The organism is Deltaproteobacteria bacterium (assembly GCA_028818775.1).
Taxonomy (GTDB): domain Bacteria; phylum Desulfobacterota; class Binatia; order UBA9968; family JAJDTQ01; genus JAJDTQ01.
Genome location: JAPPNE010000062.1, coordinates 1 through 16,704 on the forward strand (window position 1 = coordinate 1; position 16,704 = coordinate 16,704).

The following is a 16,704-nucleotide window of genomic DNA, read 5'->3' on the forward strand; positions in this document are numbered from 1 at the left end:
AGCTTCGACATGGTCTCGGCGATCACCGGCGAGATGGTCTCCAGGGCCAGCTCGAAGGCGAAGCCCGCGGCGTTCTGAGCCACCGCGCGGCCGAAGGCGATCAACTGGTCGGAGTCGATGAACGAGAACGAGCCCGCGAACGCGTCGATGCCGCCGCAGCCCGCCCGAAACGAGGGCAGGCTCACGGTCGCGATGGGTTCCTGCCGCACGGGCGCCCGCAGGTAGAGGTTGCCGAGCGTCCAGTGGCCGGAGGCCTGGCCGTCGAAGGCGGTCGGCCCGGTCGTGTTCACGGCCGCGCCCCTCCAGAAGTTCTCAATCTCCGAGAGAACGTCCGCATGGACCGACGGCGCGAGGCAGAGGCCTGCCGCCATCAGCGCCGCCGCGAATGCGCAGACATGGTTCCGGATGCGAATGTTCAGGCGTTCAGTAGTCACTCCCCACCTCCCGTGAAGTCAGGGCGAAGATGCGCTCGGCAAGCTGGTCCTCCGCCACCACTCCGAACGATACCGGCAGGGCCCTTGACGTCCGCGTGTCATAGAGGAACACGGCGGGGACGACCCTTGTCGTGAGACCCAGCCGCGCGGCCCGGCCCTGGTCGGGTACGGCCTCCGGCCAGCCTTCCAGCGGCTCGCCCGTCATCGAGACCGCGAGCACGTCGAGCTTGTAGCGCAACACGAAGGCCCGCAGGAGCGGTCCGAACACGCGGCATGCGGGGCAGTTGGCGTCGCCCAGGTAGATGAGCCCGTAACGCTCCCCGAGCCGGGCCAATACCGCTGTGCGCTCGGCCCGCCGCTCGTCCGACCAGAGCCTCTTGGCGAGCGCGCCCACCGGGCGCCTGAGCATGTAGTCGAGGTCCGGGCTCCCCCAGACCGTGCGCCGGAACGCGTCCGAGAAGGACGCAGCCCTCTGCAAGACTTCCTGCTGGAGGCGGAGGTAGGCCGCGACGTTCCCTGGGTTGGGATCCAGGACCGCCTTCGCCCGAGCCTCCTCCAGGGCCCGGCGCCTCTCCCGGATGCGTTCCATGGGGCTTTCGGGCTGGGCGGGGGGCTGCTTCGGGGCCCGTGTCTCATCTGCCTCTGCGTCTCCCTCGTCACGGTCGCAGTAGAAATGCCACCCGAGCGACGGCGAAGCGTCCCCGTCCATACCCTGTGGAGGGCCGCACCACGGCCTCCATTCCCGCGCATCGGCGGGCAGCGCCGCCAGGATGCCCAGGAAGCACACGAGGGATAGCGCACTGACGCTGCTCATGGCTGTCCTCATCACTTCTTCCTCTGGTAGAAGTCCCGGATGCGCGTGCGCATCACCGCGCCCGCCTGATCCGCTTCCGGAAGGTCGATGGACGGCTCCCGCGACCCGTCCACAAGGTCCTGGGTGAACTCCGAGAGGTCCACGGCCCCGAAGTCGATGCGTTCCATCTCCCGGACCGTGAAGCCCCGGCAGCTTCCCCAGCCCAGCCCGAGCTGGCTCCGGGCCGCTTCCTGGAGGATGCGTCCGAGCTTGGAGCCGAACACGCACCAGGAGCGTTCCCGGCGGACGCACACCCCCAGCACCCGCCGCGTGCAACGCTTGCCCAGGTAGTGCGTGTTCCCGGCATGGCGCTCCCTGGCCAGGAGGCGCTCCTCCTTCGTGCAGTTCCCGAGGCCCAGGAGCGCGCCGGAGTTCTTGCAGCAGTTCGCGAGTCCTCCCCAGCGGATGCGGCAGGAGCGGCGCTTGCCGTTGAAGAACCGCAGGTTCCCGCGGTTGAACTCGTCTCCGCCCAGCTCGACCACCATGTTGAGGCGGGCCGCGGACTCCACGAACCCGGTGTTGGCACTGGACTCCGCGGTCTCGCAGCCAGCCCCCATGCACCACGACACCGAGCCGCACGGCCCGCCCGACCCGGCATCCCTTACTCCGGCGCCGCAGCCCGTCACAGATCCCGAAGCAAGCCCATCCGCGCTCCAGCGTGGAGACTGCGCATCGCCTTCAATGCCGTCTCCGCGTTGCACGATCGGATCGTCCGCCTCGACCTCCGCCACAGGCCGCGCGGCGGTGCCTTCGATCACCGCGCGGCCGGCCTGGCCGCCGGGATCGGCGGAGTCGGCCAGGACACGGTTCGCCGCCGTTTCCAGCTCGCCGGCGCTCATGCCCCGCTCCGGCAGGTTCGTGCCGGCATAGCCGGGCACGTGAGCGGCAGAGCCCGAGTCCCTCGCAATCGCGCTCGCAGCCGCCCCGCCCGCTTGGCCCAAGGCGCGGGCCGCCGCCTTCGGGTCTTCCGCCTCTGCGGGGTCGTGGGCGAAATGTCCGGCGAGAAGAAGGGTCGCGACGACAGCCTTCATTCCGTAGGAGCAGCTCATGGCAGTTCTCCTCTCAACGCCGCCAGATGGCGGCGCGCCGTCGCGCGGCCCGGCCCGCCCTCGACAGCGACGGCTTCGAGCGCCGCTTCCAGGCCGATGTTGCCGGCGATCCGGTCGTGGGGCGGGGCCGCGTCGGAGACGCAGGCCCGGCTTTCGCAAGGCGGGACCCCGCCCGGGACCACCGCGACCGCGGGGACCGCCGTTATGTCGAACAGGCGGAACAGGCGCGGGTCGATGGCGGCTCCGCTTTCACGGTCCAAATATGCGCCGACGCGCTTCACCGTGGCCCGGAAACCATCCGGAGCCAGTCCCCGCAGCAACAGCGGCGCGCCGATCCGCGCCGCCTCGCGGCTCCACTGCCTCCAGCTCTCCGCCGGCGCCGACAGGCTCATGAAGACGATCACCTCGGGACCGTTGGCGCGGCCGGACAGGCTTGCCAACAAGCGGCCCGCGTGTCCCTCGGCCGGAAGGGGAGCGGACCCGCCGGAGGCATTCTGCCCTGCGCGTTCCATTGCGTGCCGGATCACCGAACGCGACCAATCTTCCAGGTCGCGGCCGCCGTCCGGCTCCGCATTCAGCAGAACCCGGTCCACCACGTGGCGTGCCGCGTCCTGGGGAGTTTCCTCTGCGCGGCCCGTGCCGCGCCAGGCCGTCAAGCCGAGCACGAAGATCAATGACGCGGCTGTTGCGACAGTCTGTTTGCGGTTCATGCCGGCGTCCTCACAAAAGGCAGCAGTTTGCCTTGCGCCAGAGCAAATACCCGAAATTCTCGCCCGCAACGGGAAGCTCTCGGAGCGCCTCCCACAGCACCGAGGACCGTCCCGTCGGGTTGCAGCCCGTGAGCGGCGAGGTGGCGGGCACGGGCTGGGTCATCTGCCAGCGGTACTGGGACTTCTTCATGACCGGCATCGGGTATCGGCCGCAGAGCGCGGCCGGCCCGGAGGTGCCCCAGGCGAGCAGCATCCGGTGCAGGCGGAACACGAGCCGCTGGGCCGCGAGGAGAGACGCCTGGACCCCGCCCACGTGGGCGGCCACGTTCCCTGTCAGGGGATACATGCCGCCCTGACAGCCCGCGCACCAGAAGAGCGGATCAAGCGGCAGCCCGGCGGATGCGGCCGCGCAGTCGGCGGCGCACGCCGCCTGGGCCGGGAGGTCCGCGAACAGCGCGGCCTCCGGGTTCATCAGGAACGACAGCTCGTCGTCCCGCCAGGTCGGATCGAGCTCCGAGACCCAGGCGATGTCCAGGCTTCCTCCTTCGAGGCAGCCGAGATCGAGCAGCGCGCCGATCCAGGACAGCAGCGGGTAGACGTAGTAGTGCGCGTGCCACGTGGACCCCGAAGCCCCGTCGCCGCCCGACGAGGCCGTGCGTCCCCGCCCGGCCGGAAGACCCGGGTCCACGGTCATGCCGCCAAGGTTCGGGAAGCACCAGGGCGCGCGGCTCACGTCGAGGAGCCTCGCCGGCTCCCACACGCCGAGCGAGAGTCCAATGCGGGGGACCGGGCTGCCGCAGAAGCAGATGGGCGATCCGGGATTGGGCGTGTCCGGCGCGCCCGCGGCGCTGCCCATGTTGATCGGCCCGATGGAGATCGGGAACAGACACTCCCAGCACACGTCCGTGACAGGGTTCACGAAACGCCCGGTGCACGACTGGGCGTGCGCGGTTCCGGCGGACAGAACACCGAAGAGAACCAGCGCCGCGGCGATGGTCGTCAAGCGCCTCATGGCCGTCCCTCCGCGTTCGTCGCGTCCGCCTCGTCCTCAAGCGGCACTTCCGTGATCCGAAGCGCCGGTCCTTCGGCCGCGACCACCGACGGGGTGGCGCGGAGCCCGAGCCGCTTCGAGAGCCGGCCGCCCTGGTCGAAGAAGAACGGCCGGCCGTGGACCCGCATGAGGTCCAGCGGACGGCCCGCCACGAGCACGATCCTGGAGGGCCGCTCGTGGCGAAGCGCCCAGGCCACCTCCACGGAACGCGCCCCGTCGATGAAGAGAAGGTCCCGGGTCAGCGGCTGCATGTCGAGCGGGTTCACCCGCGCGCCCCGGGCCGCGATCAGGGTCCCGTCCGCCGCACGGATGTCCCTGTCCAGAATGATGGAAGGAGCGAAGAGCCGCGTGCGGTGAACGCGCGCCGCCTCGATGCCCTCAACGCGTTCCGGGGCCTCGATCCTCTGCCGCGCCCGCTCCACGGCCTCGCGGCGCATGCGGGCCATCTCACCCGAGGCCTCCATCTCTCCAAGCCGAGCTTCTATCTGGATGAGGAGATCGGGCTCGGCCACCGGCCATACCGCGCCACGGATTCCAAGGTCCTTCGCCGAAGCGGGTTGCGCCGCGAGCGTCAGCGCGCAGCCGAGGGCCGCGAACAACAAGCAGGTCTGGAGCTGTTGCCGCGTCACGGCTGCTCCTCCCCGCGTCCGGCCAGAGAACCCTCCAGCCCCAGCCACGGAATGTCCGGCAGCGCCAGGGCGCGGCCGAGGATCTGCTCCCGCGCCACCAGCCCGATCTCCGCGTAGCGGCTGTCGTGGCTGTCCGCATGATCGGCGTGGACGTAATAGCGGTCCGGCGGAATCACCCCCGGCCGGGTGATCTTCAGCGGCCGCCCGTCACGGGCGTGGGTCTTGGCGATGCCCAGGACCTTGCCGTTCACCCGCACACGGCGATTGCCGTCCACCTCCACACGGTCTCCCGGCAGACCGTGCACGGTCTTGAGGTACGGGACCGGAGAACCCACCGCCTCCAGAGGCTCGAACACCACAGATTCCCCGCGCCCGGGCGCGCCAGGGAGCGGCAGCATGAGGTAGCCCCAGGCCCCGTCCGACCAGCTCGCATTGACATGCACGCGCGAGGCAAGGGCGAGCCATACGAGCGTCAGCGCCACCGCCCAGGCAAGAAGCCTGTTGCCGCGTCGCTTCCGGCCTTCCAGGGGGTTGCTCCTCCTCATCGTTCCGCCTCCCGGCTCGCGGGAACATCGTCTTCCCGTGCCGCCGCCCGCATCGTGGCCTTCACCTCAGCCGTGAAGTCCTCCGCGCCCGCGGCGACCGCCCTTGCGGGAAGCAGCACCACCCGGTGACGCGCCGAGGTCCGGACCAGCGCCTCGTCAAGATGCCTGGCCCAGTCGCGAGCGGCCTCCGCCACCTCGTCCCGGCCTTTGCGTTCCCGTGCGGCCTGCGTCACGTATTCCGCGGTCAGTTCGGCCAGCCGCACGCTCGCGATGCGTGGAATCCTCTCCAGGACCATGCGCGCCGTGATGGCCGACACCGCCGCGGCCATGCCCACGGTGAGCACCAAGGCGGCCCCGAGCGTGGAGACCCCGCTCATGGCCGCGCCTCCGCTGTCTTCCACGCCATCTCAGGCTTCATCACCCGTCCCTCCGGCATCGCGTCCGGCCCCAATGTCCGCCGGCCGCGGTTCATCCCGTGAAACGGAGTCACTCCCGTTCCCGGACTCCTCGGCCGAAGGCGCTACGGCGCCGCCTTCCACGCTCGAAGGCCCCCTCAGCTTCTGGAGGCGGTCCAGCCACAGCCTGGCCGCCCTGTCGGGCTCCACGGTCCGTATCCGGCCGGGCAGAGGCGGGAAGGAGACTGCCGAAGCCGCGCCGCCGCGCGCTCCCGGAATATCCCGGTCCTCCGCCGCCTCGGCCATGCGCGAGACGAAACGCAGCAGTTCGGCCTCTTCGGGCGATGGCTTTCCCTGGAGTCCGGCCGCCGCGCGCACGGTCCGGTCCACGGTCTCCCGGAGCCGCTTCAGGCGCTCGGCCCCACGCTGGGAGTCGGCCGCCTCCGCGCCCAGCCATGCGACACTGGCGTTGGCCAGAAGCGCATGGAGCAACACCGTCCGGCTTTCCCCGGCTTCGGGTCCTCCCAAGGCCTCGATGGCCTCGCTCACGAGCACCGCATGGACGGCCAGGGAGTGGAACCGCCGGAGCCGGCCTCCGCGTCGGCAGGTGTTGGCCAGCACGCGGGCCAAGGCCTCGAAGTCCACGGCGTCGGCCGTCAACGACTCCGGGTCCCCCGGCCAGTTGAGAGGCCGTTCTCCAGATCCATCTTCACCCATCGCGGTTCGCAACCGTCCTCGTTTGCCATTCCGTGCGTTCATCGCGTCTCCTTGTGTACGCCGCTCCCGTCACGGCGCGTCGTCTGCCGCCCCGCCCTCGGCGATGCGGTCGATGGCCTGCTCCGTGGTGAGGCCCTCGTCCTTCAGCCGCTCGACCATGGCGAACGCCGGTCCGCGCGAGGAGTAGAGCGCCGTGGACCAGCGGTCGAGCGCCAGCCGCGCCACCCGCCAGCCGTCAGGCCCGTGCAGAAGCAGTTCCGCATGCCGCCCGTCCACGGTGGCGAGGCTCTTGAGCGCCCGCTCCATGCCCGGGTCGCAGTGGATGCGCTTCTCCTGTTTCAGGAGCTCCACGGACTCGTCCTTCTGCGCCAGGAAGATCACCCAGTCCGAGTTCTCCCAGGCGGCGCGGGCCGCGGGATTGGCGTAGTAGTCGTTGACGCTCTGGGTGCCGGTGACCAGCGCGCCGCGGTACTTTCGCGCCCGCCTGGCCGCGCCTTCGAGGAAAGCCTTGCTGTCCTCGCCGGACAGAAGATCCCAGGCCTCGTCGATGACGATGGCCTTGGGCCGGGTGCGCGGGCCGTGGTACATGCGCTGGGTCGCGAGGAAGATGACAAGCATCAGCACCACGCCCTGGAGGTCGCCCCGGCCCTTGAGCTCGGCCAACTCGAACACCGTGAGCGCGGAGTCAAGGGCAGGGGTCTCGCTACCCTCGAAGAGCCGCCCGAAAGCGCCCCCCGGCCGCCACGGTCCGAGCGCCAAGGCCATGTCCGACGCCCGCCGGTCGCCGGCCGTTTCGAGCTTTCGCTGCACGGCGCCCAGGTCGGCGCCGTTCCCGGCCTCCTCCCAGGCGGCCGCGGTGGCCTCGTCGATGAGCGCCGCCTCGATGTCGTCGATGCGCCCGCGCCGGCGGCACATGCGCCCGATCACGGCTGCCAGCATCGCAAAACACTCCTCGCGGTAGTCGCTGTCCCGGTTTGCCGCCTCCGCGTCGATCATGGCGAAGGGGTTCAGCCGGGCGGGGTCCTTGCCGAAGGCGATGAAGGCCCCGCCCAGGGCCTCGGCCGTGTGCTGGAAGGAACGGCCATCGTCTATCACCACGGCCTCGCCGCCCGCGCCCGCGATCCCCGAGACCAGTTCCTGCATGAGCACCGACTTGCCGGACCCGGACTTGCCGGTCACCGCCACGTTGTAGTTGCCGGCCTCGTTGGCGAAGGGCGACCAGCACGCGGGCTGGCCCCGCCTGCCGATGAGCAACAGGGCCGGAGGCGCATCGCGCAGAGCTTCCTGGCCCCGCCACTCCCCGTGCACGGGAGCGAGGTTCACGACCGACGAGGTGAGAAGGGTCTTCATCCGCCCCATCCTGGCCAGGTCCGAGTCGAGCCCGCCGGCGGGGACCATGGGCAGGCACGAGAGCCAGGCCGGAAGATGCGCGTAGCGCTCCGCTCCCAGGCGCCAGCCCTGGCCGTGGTAGATGGCCCGCACCGCCTGCTCGGCCTCGTCGATCCCGTCCAGGGGCGCGTAGACCGCGATCATGCAGCAGGCCCTGACCAGGCGCTCGCCCTCCTTGAGCCGCTCGGTGACGAAGCGCCAGTCCCGGGCCTTCTCCGGAAGGCCCGGCAGGTAGCGCGCGATCCCCGTGCCCGCCTGCTGCGTCGCCCGGGCTGATTTCAGGAAGGCGCGCTCGCCGTCCGCGGCATCGCCCATCATCACGGTGAGAGATGTCAGCACCGGGGTGCCTGGCTGAAGGAAGTCCCTGTGGAAGTCGCCGATGAGGGCGTTGCCGCGCCAGCCCGGCCACACCTCCGGGAACGACCGCGCCGAGAGCACCCGCACCGCCACGTCCGTCCCGTCCGGGTGGTGGAACACCAGGCCCGCGGGGGCCACCGAAAGGGCGCGGCCCGGCGCGGCGCACTGGAGGTGGATCGGGTCCCGGGGCGACCAGCGCCGGCGGGGCCGGTCGAGTTCCCCGTCGTGCTTCCCCTCGGGATCCGGAGCGGTGAGCTCGGCAGCGAGCGAAAGCAGCGTGTCCGGGTCCACCCGCCTCGCCTCGGCCCCGGCCGAGGCGAGCGTCCCCTCGAGAGCCCGGCGAAAACCCCCGAGCGCGGTCTCGGCCGCGGGTCCCGGCCCGCCCGCGAGGCACGCCGCCAGGAACACCCGGCAGTCCCTGAGCGTGAACGGAGGGCCGCCCGCGTGGAGCGGGCGCCACCCCGCGTGCGCGAAGAGCGCCCGGCGCCGCGCCGCCATACCCGCCTGCACGCCGCCCGTGCGATGCCGCGGCTCGGCCCAGTTCCGGATCGCCGCCCCGTAGCGCGGACTCGTCCAGTGGATCACCTGCACCACCGAGCGCTCCGGAGCGGCGTCGGCCAGCGTGCCCGCCAGCGCCTCCAGGGTTCCCTCGTCGATGCCCACGAAGGGCGGGAGCTCCAGCAGGAAGCCGCAGCTCCCCTCGTTCAGGTAGAGATCGCTCCCCTCGTCCCACGCCCGCCAGGGAAGGAGGTCCACGAGCGGAGAGGGCAGGGCCGGGAGCGTCCAGGGCTGGAGCGCGTCCGGTCCCGCGAGCAGGTCCCTGAGCCGCTCGATCACCGGAGCCTCCAGCGCGACGGCTCCAGCACCGCCCGCACCCAGTGGCCCTCGCGGTAGACCCCGTCCGAGTCCACGAACGGAGCGATCCAGATGCGCGCGATCCGCTCCCTTGTCCGGAGATCCTCACTGACCGGATCCGGGGCTTCCTCGCTCGCTGAAACCGGCTCCGGCTCGGCAACAGCCGTGGTGCCGCCAGGCCCAGCGAGGCCGCCCAGCCACTTCGTCAGCCAGGCGAGAGGATCGCAGCCCCCGGCGCACTCACCGCCAAGGCGGTCGGCATCGTCCACTTCCAACTGTCCCGGCAATGCCGGGACCGCGGCCTCCCGGGCCTTCTCCGCCTTTTTCACCGCGGGATCGGCCTCCGCCACGCTCGCGCACGCCGCGCCCTGCGCTACCGGACACTGCCAGGCGTCGCCCACGTGCGTGGCCGAGCAACCGCCCAGGACCAGCGCCGCCGCAAGGAGTGCTGGGACCGCCTGCCCGACTCCGGCTCTTCGCCAATGGATCGTCGCTTGTGTTCTCATGATCCGCCCGCCTTCCCGTTGTCGTTCCCGCTCCCGATGTCCCCGCGCCCGTCCAGCCGGGCGCCCTCCATGAACACCACCGTCACCCGCGTTCCCGTCTGCAACTGGATCACCGGCTGGTACTGCTCGGCCCGGCGGATCAGGTAGTCGGCGACTCTGCGGCCTGCCGAGCCCGCCCCTGCGCCCAGGCCCGCCCGGCCCACGTCCACGAGGCTCGCGCCGCTCGCGGCTCCGTCCCCGCCCGGGCTCGCCGCCCCGGGCTGGAGCAGGTTGGCCGCGGACTCCCCCGCGCCCGAGACGAGGCCCGCAAGGAACGCCTTCTCGATCAAGGCCCCCTCCCGGCTCACCACCGGACCCCTCACTCCCGCCTTGCCGCTTCCGGCCACGAACCCCGCCACCTCCGTCTCGATCACGGTCCCAGGCTCGGGTCCGGCGCACGTCAGGGTTCTCAACCGCACGTAGACCTTCTCCGAGGAGAGGTCTCCGTAGGCGGCGCCCGTGAGCGTGCAGCCCGCCACGTCCGCCTCGAGCGCCTCGCCGCCCTCGGCGGCGCTCCGGGCCCGGCTGGTGAGCCGCAGCAGCACCGGCCGGGGATCGCCCTGCGAGCTCACGCCCGCCGAGGCGTCCACTCCGGCCAGCACCACGGCGTCCGCATGGGAGCCCGCCGGGAGCCAGTACTCCAGAGGGCGCGGTCCGCCGGCGGCAGCACCCGCGGGCGAACCCGCCCGGTCTTCGAACTCCCGGATCATCGGTCCGGCCGGCGTGTCCTCTGCGCCCCGGGCTTCGGCGGACGCACGGCCTGAAGCCGAACGCCCTGCGCCGAGGAAATCCCCCGCGCCCGCCCGGCCGTCCTCAACCAGCGCGTCGGCCGGGGATTCGAGCCGGCGCGTCAACGCCTCCATGATCGCCGCCTGTTGGTCGATTATCGCCCGGGCATCGTCGGCGTCGCGCTTGAGGCGCGCCCTGAGCCGCGCGTTCTCTTCCTCGAACCGACGCCCTTGCGTCTCCGCCTCCCGAAGACGCGCCTCCAACTGGCCGATCCGGGCCTCGGAGCGGCGCACCCAGCTCGCCTCCGCGGTCCCGTCCCCCACAAGCTCCGCATCGATCCCGCCCGAAGGCGCCGGCCCCTTGCCGCCGCCGGCCGAGATCCATACCGCGAACACCATCAGCCCTGCCGCCGCGAGCCCCGAGAACAGGAGCAACTGCCGCTGGCGCGCGCGCCGGGTCTCCGGGTCCATCCGCGTCTTCTCCCCGCCGGTCATGGATTCCTCCCCACCGAGCCGGCCCCGAAGGCATCCGCCACCGCCACCACAAGCCGCCCGCCCGCAGGACCGCTTCCCGGCGGTCCCACCCAGACCGCGGCCGTGTCTGCCGCATGACGGCCCGCCAGGTCCTCGGCATCCGAATCCGATCCCGCCTCCGCTTCCAGAACCCGCGCCGTGAACCGGGGCCCGCGCCAGATCTCCATGAGCCGAAGGCCGTCCGCGTCGGGTTTTCCGCCCGCCGCCTCGATCGCGTACCGTGGAAGCGGCTCGCGGCACGCCACTGCGCCGACCAGGGCCGCCAGCATCCCCACGCGCCCATCGCCCGCTTCGGCGAGGTCGGCCTGCGTTGCCGTGGCCCCGTTGCGGATCAGGATCTGGGCCGAGCCGCGGTCCGCCACCTTGAGCGCCAGCCGGTAGGTGAAGCCCGCGGCCGTCCCGACGAAGAACGTGAGCGGCTCGGGGTAGGAGACCCCGCCAGGGAAACCGCCCGGGACGTCAGCGGGACGCAGGTAGACGTCTCCGCGCGCCGCGTCGTGCTCCACCACGAAGCCGTCGGGTCCACGGATGATGCGCGCGATCCGGTCGCCCGCGAGCGCAATGCGGCTCACCGCCCGGTCCGAGATCTCCGCTTCGAGCTCTGCGTGGTCCACGGCGTCCAGGACCTGCATCGCCGGCGCCGGAGCGGGCATGCAGGAAAGCAGCGCCGCCCATGCGAACGCCGGAATCGGCGCACGCCGAAATGCCCTCCCGGCCCGGCCCGCAACCCTTCTCACCGCACTCCGTCTTGCCTTCGTTCGTTTCATTTCCCATCCTCCAGTTCCTCGAAACGCAGAAGCCCTATCCGTCCCGCGTCCACACGGAACGCCATCCGGTAGCGCTTCCGCTCCCGCGACACGGGCTCGCGTCCGATCCAGGCCGCAAGCTCCCCGGTCACCGTGACCGTCAACCTCCCGGCGTCCGCCTCGATCCGCTCGGGATAGAACGCCGTCGCCAGGTCCCGCCGCTCCATGCGCCCGGCCTCGGCCGCCACCCATGCGCCTATGGCGCCCCGCGCCGAGGCGTGGCTCAGCCGCGCCGCGGCCTCCCGAACGTGCTCCGAGTTCTCCGGTGTGAGCGTCAGCAGCGTCACCGCCACGGTGCGTCCCATGTCCTCCAGGTAGCGGACCCCGGCCCGGCTCGTTCCCACTTCCCACGAAGGCCCCGCGACCGCCGGGACCAGCACCGTCATGCGCTCCACCGAGGCCAGGCCAAGACTCAATCCCAGGTTGGCCAGGAGCGAGAGCCCCAGCAGCACGGCCAGGGCCGCGCGACCGTCCCGCACCCGCCGGTGCTCCGCTTCCAGCAATTCCCGTCTCATCCAGGCCTCCTCACCCGATGAACCGGCGCAGGTGGCTCGGGGGCGCGGCCTTCATTCCCGACGCGAAGGACGGCAGGAACCAGTAGAGCGCGCAGAGCGCCATGTCCGCCCCTCCGCCCCGTTTCGCCCGGCGGAGCAGCGCCCACGCCCCGAGACCGGCCAAAAGCCCGGTCACGAACGCGTTGGCAGCCAGTCCCAGGACCGCGGGCCCCAGAAGCGCCGCCGCCTCGTCCAGCGTCCAGAAGAGCCAACGCTCGGGATCGTCCAGGCGCGAGGGGATCGTGTGCCGGGCCAAGTCGCTCATCCGCCGGCCTCATATGATCGCCGTGCCCACGAGGCCCGTGACGATGCCCGTGCCCGCCCCGGCCGCGATGCCCACCCCGACCGCGCCCGCCAGTTGCGCGGCGTTGAAACGCATCACCGAGCCCACCAGCGCGGCTCCCACCGCGAGCGCCGCCGCCAACTGCCCGCCCGTACCCGAGACGATGCCGGTCACCGTGCCCAGCGGCCCGGCGAAGGTCGTGTCCGTCGTGGCCCACGCAGGGTCCACGCTCAAAACCGTCCATGCCAAAGCCAGGAGCGTCCATCCTGTCAGTGAATAAGTCCTCATGGCCTCCCCTCCCGTCCGGCGGTCCCGTCGTCCGAGGTCGAGAGCCGCCGCCGGGCCGAGGCCCAGTCGTCCAGGTCCTCGGCCAAGTATCGCACCCGGCCCCCGAACCGGTGGAACGCCGGCCCGTCGCCGCTCACCCGGTAGCGGTCCAGCGTCCGCGGCGAAAGTCCCAGCCATTCGGCCGCCTCCCGCGTGCTCAGATACTTCCTGCCGTTCCCGTTCATGAGTCTTCCTCCTTCCCTTTCCGTATCAGCTCCGCCCCCGGCGGGCGGGAGCGGAGCATCAGTGGATGAGCCGGGCCTCATGGCCTCGGCAAGATCGCGCTTGTCCTCGATCCCGGCGCGCATGGCGCCGGTCTGTTCCACGCCCGCATGGGCCGCCATCCAGGCCCGGACCCGATCCACCGTCCCGAGCCGGGGCGACGCCCCCCGGCGGAGCCGGCCCACGAAGGACCGGTTGCCCGCCGCCTCCGCGCCCAGCACCGAGGCCGTGGCGCCCGTCTCCTCCAGGAACGCCTCCACCTCGCGCCGGAAACCCGGCCCCACCGGCGCAAAACCCATGTACGCCAGGACACGGTCCGCCGTGGCCAGCCGCACCGAGCGTCCGCGCGCCTGTGAGAACACGAAATCCGGGTCTCCCAGGGCTTCGGCTCCGAAGCGCCGCGCGCTCATTCCGTGGCGCTCCAGGAAGGCCGCAACCAGGCGCCGCAGAAGGTCGTCCAGGGGGGTGTCGGGATGGAGGTCAAGCGCTGCCATGGGCCTCAACATAGGGCAGAAAATCGCGCTTGACAATAGGCTTTTGTAGTGTGTAGCCTACAGAAAACGGCAATGGCGCGTAGCCATGCTCTTGTATGCGCTACGATATGGCAAGTTTTTTCGAATTTTTCCGGCGGCTGCCCAATGAAAGGAAAAGGGATGGACTCGGACGACACGGTTCGGAGGGAGGCGGTCCGGCGCGACCCGGTCCGGCTGAGGCTCAAGGACCTGCTTCGCCAAAACGATCTCGCCCTTAGGGCCGCGTCCCTGGCCATCGGCCGCAACGGGACCTACCTCCAGCAGTACGTGGACCGGGGCATCCCTGCCGTCCTCGGCTACCGCGACAGCGAGACCCTGGCCGAAATGCTCGGCTGCGACCCTTCGGAACTGCGCCACGAGATGGCGCCGAAACGGAGGCCCGTGAAGCGCAGGCCGCCCCAGACGTTGGCCGCGCTCCCCGGAGCGCCGCTCGTGGCGGTCCCGGAGGTCACGGTGGAGGTTGCCGCCGGGGCCGGTGCTTCGGCCCAGGAGTTCGTCTCCGAGACGGCCCTGTGGCACTGGCCGGAGAACATGATCCGCCACGAGGCCGGCGCCGAGCCCGAGAACCTCCGCATCCTGAGGGTCCGGGGCAACTCCATGGAGCCCGAGTTGCGCGACGGCGACCGGATCGTGGTCGACGTCTCCCGCAGGCTCCCGGCCACCGGCGAGACCTTCGTGCTATGGGACGGCATCGGGCTGGTAGTCAAGCACGTGGAGGTGGTGCGCGGCGACGCCGTGGATGACGACGAGCCACCCCGCCTGAGACTCATCTCCGCCAACCCCGACTATGCCCCCTACACCTGCCTCGCACAGGACGCCCACATCCTCGGCAAGGTCTTGTGGGCTGTGAGGAGGACGTGACCTTTCGACCTTCCTCGAACGACCGGAGTCTTGAGCGAAGACTTCCGGATCGATAGGATGTCGCCCGGCCGGACCGAAACAGCCCGGAAAGTCATCCACCCTCAGGACTACCCCACGCTGCCTTCGCGCGGAAGCAGGAAGTTCGGACGGTACCCTTTCGACGGAACCATGCGGCTTGCGGACCGGAACGAACCCCAACCAGCCCTCGACGCGGATGCTCAAGCAGCATGGAATCATCCTGACCCCACCCCGTCAATGGCATACATGGTCCGCTCCACGTGTCAAGGTGCCGTTTCCGTAAACGGGGCAGGTCAGTTGCAGGCATATATCCGGCCTCTGGATGGGAGCGTCCGCTCCCGGGCCCTGATGGATTTCGCACACACCAGCCTCAACAACCGAGCGGTCTCGAAGACCTCACCATTGACCAGGCTCTGGGCGTGTCGGGTCGACCTGTCTGCCATCACTTCCACTTCACCTTGCGCAACTTGGAGAATGGGGCTGCCAGATTTCATGCGGTTGTCGGTTCTGCAGAGGAGTAGCGCTAGTTCCGCATCCGTCGTCTTTGTGGGCACTGCAAAGGGTTGGCCTGGGCCGCGGCGCGACTGTGAAACGTCCTGAGTTGGCGCATTCGGCCAGAAATACTGGCCGGAAGTCCGCTTCCGGCCATGGGTGCCATTCAGCCGATGCGAACACCGAGTCACCCGAAGGGCCGGAGCGAAGCGCCTTGACTCGGTGTGAGCATCGGCTATCTCCTTCATGCGGCCTTCTCGGCATGTCGGATGTCGAACGTCGCCCGCGCGCCAGCACCGCCCACGCCGTCCGTGCGTTCTTGTTCGCCAACGCCACCGCCGCGACGTTTCGGCCGCGACGCTGCTCAAGGACGAGCGCCCAGCGGCTGCGTTCGTCGGTGCGCCTCCACGCGTAGCGTAGTGAGGAGCACGCGCCATGGATCAGCAGCGTCTGCAGGTACCGGTCTCCTCGCTTGCTGATACCCAACAGCGTCGGACGGCCGCTCGTCGAGCGCTGACGCGGTACCAGGCCCAGCCACGCAGCCATCTCTCGGCCGTTGCGGAACTCCGCGGCGTCACCCACCGCCGCCACCAGCGCGGTCGCCGTCTGCAACCCGACACCCGGGATCGCCATCAGCCTCTGGCACGCCTCCAGTCGCTGCGCCGTGGCCGCAACCTGTGTGTCGAACAGCTTCACCCGTTCATCCAGACGCCCGAGTTCCTCACCAAGATCCCGCAACAGCGCTCGCCCCTCCAGCGGCAGCTCGTTCTCCGCATCCTCCAAAACCTCCGCAAGCTGCCGCAGCACCGCTCTCACCCCCTTCGGCGACTCGATGCCGTACTCCAGCAGGAACCCCGTGATCTGGTTGCATTGCCCGGTGCGGTTGCGCACCGCCATCTGCCGCGCTCGGTGCAACTGCTGGATGTGTCCCTGCGCCACCGACTTCACCCCCACGAACCGCATCGTCGGTCGCCCAGACGCCTCGGCGATACCGTCCGCGTCGTTGACGTCGTTCTTGTTCGACTTCACATAAGGGGCGACGAACTGAGGACTCATCAGCACTGCTCGGTGCCCCAGCCGCATAGCCAGCCGGCCCCAGTGGTGCGCGCTCCCGCACGCCTCCATCGCCACCACACACCCCCTCGGCAGTTGCGCCGTCCCCCAGGACTTTTACTTCCGGGCTTCCAGGTCGCAGGGTCGCCCCATGCGCCTGCCGGATATAACTACGGCGCCAAACTGAGAATTGCGCCGGCGGGACTTTCACCCGCTAGTACCGCAACTAGTCTCGCTGCACCCTTACCGTGCACTTCTCGCCAAAGATCAGAGACGTCGATGTTCCTGGTGCTGGAGAGCCTTTAGGCGGCGGATGCCTTTTTCTGTCAGGCGCCCAAAGCAATAAGTGTCGTAGGAGCGGCCGAATTCCCTCCAGTACAGGGGATAGTCGAAGTACGCCCAACACGCGCGAATGCACTCGTCGATCTGTGCGGCCGAGGCGTCGGGGATGTGTTCGAGGTGCTTGAGCGGGTTGATGATAATGCCTCCCTTTGCACTGCGTTCGTGGACATAAGAGAGGACAGCTAGCTCGACCTGGATGTTGTCAGCCATCGGTTCTTGCAGCGCCGTGAAGGCCGCCTCGGGTGTTTTCATAGGTTCCGCGCGTTAGTCTCAGGTCCGCTCGATGATGCAAAGAATGTTCCTTTCCATCAGTTGCTCGCCGGGGGGAGCAACAACTAACTCATTGGTTGCCGAATGAACCCACGTACACTGCTGTCCCACAGATTTCAGGCGAGGGGGAGTTGGAGTTGAGGAGGCGGGTC

At 70.1% G+C, this 16,704-nt stretch carries 20 protein-coding genes; 1 reads left to right on the top strand and 19 read right to left on the bottom strand.

The genetic code is table 11. From position 1 onward, the window contains the following. The 17 genes from OXU42_08185 to OXU42_08265 form a co-directional block, all read right to left on the bottom strand. Window positions 1-434, bottom strand: a 434-nt coding sequence (locus tag OXU42_08185) for a conjugal transfer protein TraH (protein ID MDE0029361.1), incomplete at its 3' end; no start/stop codon positions are given. Beyond that, window positions 424-1,248 carry a conjugal transfer protein TraF gene (locus OXU42_08190; GenBank protein MDE0029362.1) on the bottom strand — a complete coding sequence of 275 codons (825 nt, stop codon included), beginning with the start codon at window positions 1,246-1,248 and terminating at the stop codon, window positions 424-426. The genes OXU42_08190 and OXU42_08185, both read right to left, overlap by 11 nt. Window positions 1,249-1,259: 11 nt before the next feature. Then, window positions 1,260-2,336 carry a conjugal transfer protein TraN gene (gene traN, locus OXU42_08195; GenBank protein MDE0029363.1) on the bottom strand — a complete coding sequence of 359 codons (1,077 nt, stop codon included), beginning with the start codon at window positions 2,334-2,336 and terminating at the stop codon, window positions 1,260-1,262. Further along, complete coding sequence (gene trbC / locus OXU42_08200; GenBank protein ID MDE0029364.1) at window positions 2,333-3,046, bottom strand: type-F conjugative transfer system pilin assembly protein TrbC; 714 nt, start codon at window positions 3,044-3,046, stop codon at window positions 2,333-2,335. Before trbC ends, traN begins: the two co-directional genes overlap by 4 nt. A 10-nt stretch (window positions 3,047-3,056) precedes the next feature. Further along, entirely contained in the window at window positions 3,057-4,058 is a 1,002-nt protein-coding gene (locus OXU42_08205; GenBank protein MDE0029365.1) for a TraU family protein, read from the bottom strand. Then, entirely contained in the window at window positions 4,055-4,726 is a 672-nt protein-coding gene (locus tag OXU42_08210) for a type-F conjugative transfer system protein TraW (GenBank protein MDE0029366.1), read from the bottom strand. Before OXU42_08210 ends, OXU42_08205 begins: the two co-directional genes overlap by 4 nt. Beyond that, a complete protein-coding gene (locus OXU42_08215; protein ID MDE0029367.1) occupies window positions 4,723-5,271 on the bottom strand; it encodes a S26 family signal peptidase in 549 nt (182 codons plus the stop codon). Before OXU42_08215 ends, OXU42_08210 begins: the two co-directional genes overlap by 4 nt. Beyond that, window positions 5,268-5,648 (bottom strand): TrbI F-type domain-containing protein, encoded by a 381-nt coding sequence (locus OXU42_08220; protein MDE0029368.1) that lies wholly within the window; start codon window positions 5,646-5,648, stop codon window positions 5,268-5,270. Before OXU42_08220 ends, OXU42_08215 begins: the two co-directional genes overlap by 4 nt. 30 nt (window positions 5,649-5,678) lie before the next feature. Further along, window positions 5,679-6,383 carry a hypothetical protein gene (locus tag OXU42_08225; GenBank protein ID MDE0029369.1) on the bottom strand — a complete coding sequence of 235 codons (705 nt, stop codon included), beginning with the start codon at window positions 6,381-6,383 and terminating at the stop codon, window positions 5,679-5,681. 69 nt (window positions 6,384-6,452) lie between these two features. Further along, window positions 6,453-8,966 (bottom strand): type IV secretion system protein TraC, encoded by a 2,514-nt coding sequence (gene traC / locus OXU42_08230; protein MDE0029370.1) that lies wholly within the window; start codon window positions 8,964-8,966, stop codon window positions 6,453-6,455. After that, window positions 8,963-9,490, bottom strand: a complete 528-nt coding sequence (traV, locus tag OXU42_08235; protein ID MDE0029371.1) for a type IV conjugative transfer system lipoprotein TraV — start codon at window positions 9,488-9,490, stop codon at window positions 8,963-8,965. The genes traC and traV overlap by 4 nt, the downstream gene beginning before the upstream one ends. Next, a complete protein-coding gene (locus tag OXU42_08240) occupies window positions 9,487-10,752 on the bottom strand; it encodes a TraB/VirB10 family protein (protein ID MDE0029372.1) in 1,266 nt (421 codons plus the stop codon). Before OXU42_08240 ends, traV begins: the two co-directional genes overlap by 4 nt. Beyond that, on the bottom strand, window positions 10,749-11,558 hold the full coding sequence (locus tag OXU42_08245; protein ID MDE0029373.1) for a type-F conjugative transfer system secretin TraK: 810 nt from the start codon (window positions 11,556-11,558) through the stop codon (window positions 10,749-10,751). Before OXU42_08245 ends, OXU42_08240 begins: the two co-directional genes overlap by 4 nt. Next, entirely contained in the window at window positions 11,555-12,112 is a 558-nt protein-coding gene (locus tag OXU42_08250) for a TraE/TraK family type IV conjugative transfer system protein (protein MDE0029374.1), read from the bottom strand. Before OXU42_08250 ends, OXU42_08245 begins: the two co-directional genes overlap by 4 nt. A gap of 10 nt (window positions 12,113-12,122) precedes the next feature. Continuing rightward, on the bottom strand, window positions 12,123-12,416 hold the full coding sequence (traL, locus tag OXU42_08255) for a type IV conjugative transfer system protein TraL (GenBank protein MDE0029375.1): 294 nt from the start codon (window positions 12,414-12,416) through the stop codon (window positions 12,123-12,125). Window positions 12,417-12,425: 9 nt separating this feature from the next. Then, entirely contained in the window at window positions 12,426-12,722 is a 297-nt protein-coding gene (locus tag OXU42_08260) for a hypothetical protein (GenBank protein ID MDE0029376.1), read from the bottom strand. Further along, the gene (locus OXU42_08265) at window positions 12,719-12,946 is read right to left on the bottom strand and encodes a helix-turn-helix domain-containing protein (GenBank protein ID MDE0029377.1); all 228 of its coding nucleotides are present in this window, start codon (window positions 12,944-12,946) and stop codon (window positions 12,719-12,721) included. Before OXU42_08265 ends, OXU42_08260 begins: the two co-directional genes overlap by 4 nt. Before the next feature lie 690 nt (window positions 12,947-13,636). On the opposite strand from OXU42_08265, the gene OXU42_08270 reads away from it, so the two are divergent. After that, entirely contained in the window at window positions 13,637-14,377 is a 741-nt protein-coding gene (locus OXU42_08270) for a S24 family peptidase (protein MDE0029378.1), read from the top strand. A gap of 471 nt (window positions 14,378-14,848) precedes the next feature. On the opposite strand, the gene OXU42_08275 is transcribed toward OXU42_08270, so the two are convergent. Both OXU42_08275 and OXU42_08280 read right to left on the bottom strand, forming a co-directional pair. Continuing rightward, window positions 14,849-16,036: an IS110 family transposase gene (locus OXU42_08275; protein ID MDE0029379.1), complete on the bottom strand. Its 1,188-nt coding sequence runs from the start codon at window positions 16,034-16,036 to the stop codon at window positions 14,849-14,851. 171 nt (window positions 16,037-16,207) lie between these two features. Beyond that, a complete protein-coding gene (locus OXU42_08280; GenBank protein MDE0029380.1) occupies window positions 16,208-16,534 on the bottom strand; it encodes a hypothetical protein in 327 nt (108 codons plus the stop codon). Window positions 16,535-16,704: the final 170 nt, after the last annotated feature.

What these genes read in the sequence shown, in the direction of transcription:
- OXU42_08190 (MDE0029362.1), bottom strand. Translation starts at nt 1,248, where the DNA reads ATGAGCAGCGTCAGTGCGCTATCCCTCGTGTGCTTCCTGGGCATCCTG.
- traN (MDE0029363.1), bottom strand. Translation starts at nt 2,336, where the DNA reads ATGAGCTGCTCCTACGGAATGAAGGCTGTCGTCGCGACCCTTCTTCTC.
- trbC (MDE0029364.1), bottom strand. Translation starts at nt 3,046, where the DNA reads ATGAACCGCAAACAGACTGTCGCAACAGCCGCGTCATTGATCTTCGTG.
- OXU42_08205 (MDE0029365.1), bottom strand. Translation starts at nt 4,058, where the DNA reads ATGAGGCGCTTGACGACCATCGCCGCGGCGCTGGTTCTCTTCGGTGTT.
- OXU42_08215 (MDE0029367.1), bottom strand. Translation starts at nt 5,271, where the DNA reads ATGAGGAGGAGCAACCCCCTGGAAGGCCGGAAGCGACGCGGCAACAGG.
- OXU42_08220 (MDE0029368.1), bottom strand. Translation starts at nt 5,648, where the DNA reads ATGAGCGGGGTCTCCACGCTCGGGGCCGCCTTGGTGCTCACCGTGGGC.
- OXU42_08225 (MDE0029369.1), bottom strand. Translation starts at nt 6,383, where the DNA reads ATGGGTGAAGATGGATCTGGAGAACGGCCTCTCAACTGGCCGGGGGAC.
- traV (MDE0029371.1), bottom strand. Translation starts at nt 9,490, where the DNA reads ATGAGAACACAAGCGACGATCCATTGGCGAAGAGCCGGAGTCGGGCAG.
- OXU42_08240 (MDE0029372.1), bottom strand. Translation starts at nt 10,752, where the DNA reads ATGACCGGCGGGGAGAAGACGCGGATGGACCCGGAGACCCGGCGCGCG.
- OXU42_08245 (MDE0029373.1), bottom strand. Translation starts at nt 11,558, where the DNA reads ATGAAACGAACGAAGGCAAGACGGAGTGCGGTGAGAAGGGTTGCGGGC.
- OXU42_08250 (MDE0029374.1), bottom strand. Translation starts at nt 12,112, where the DNA reads ATGAGACGGGAATTGCTGGAAGCGGAGCACCGGCGGGTGCGGGACGGT.
- traL (MDE0029375.1), bottom strand. Translation starts at nt 12,416, where the DNA reads ATGAGCGACTTGGCCCGGCACACGATCCCCTCGCGCCTGGACGATCCC.
- OXU42_08260 (MDE0029376.1), bottom strand. Translation starts at nt 12,722, where the DNA reads ATGAGGACTTATTCACTGACAGGATGGACGCTCCTGGCTTTGGCATGG.
- OXU42_08265 (MDE0029377.1), bottom strand. Translation starts at nt 12,946, where the DNA reads ATGAACGGGAACGGCAGGAAGTATCTGAGCACGCGGGAGGCGGCCGAA.
- OXU42_08270 (MDE0029378.1), top strand. Translation starts at nt 13,637, where the DNA reads ATGGACTCGGACGACACGGTTCGGAGGGAGGCGGTCCGGCGCGACCCG.
- OXU42_08280 (MDE0029380.1), bottom strand. Translation starts at nt 16,534, where the DNA reads ATGAAAACACCCGAGGCGGCCTTCACGGCGCTGCAAGAACCGATGGCT.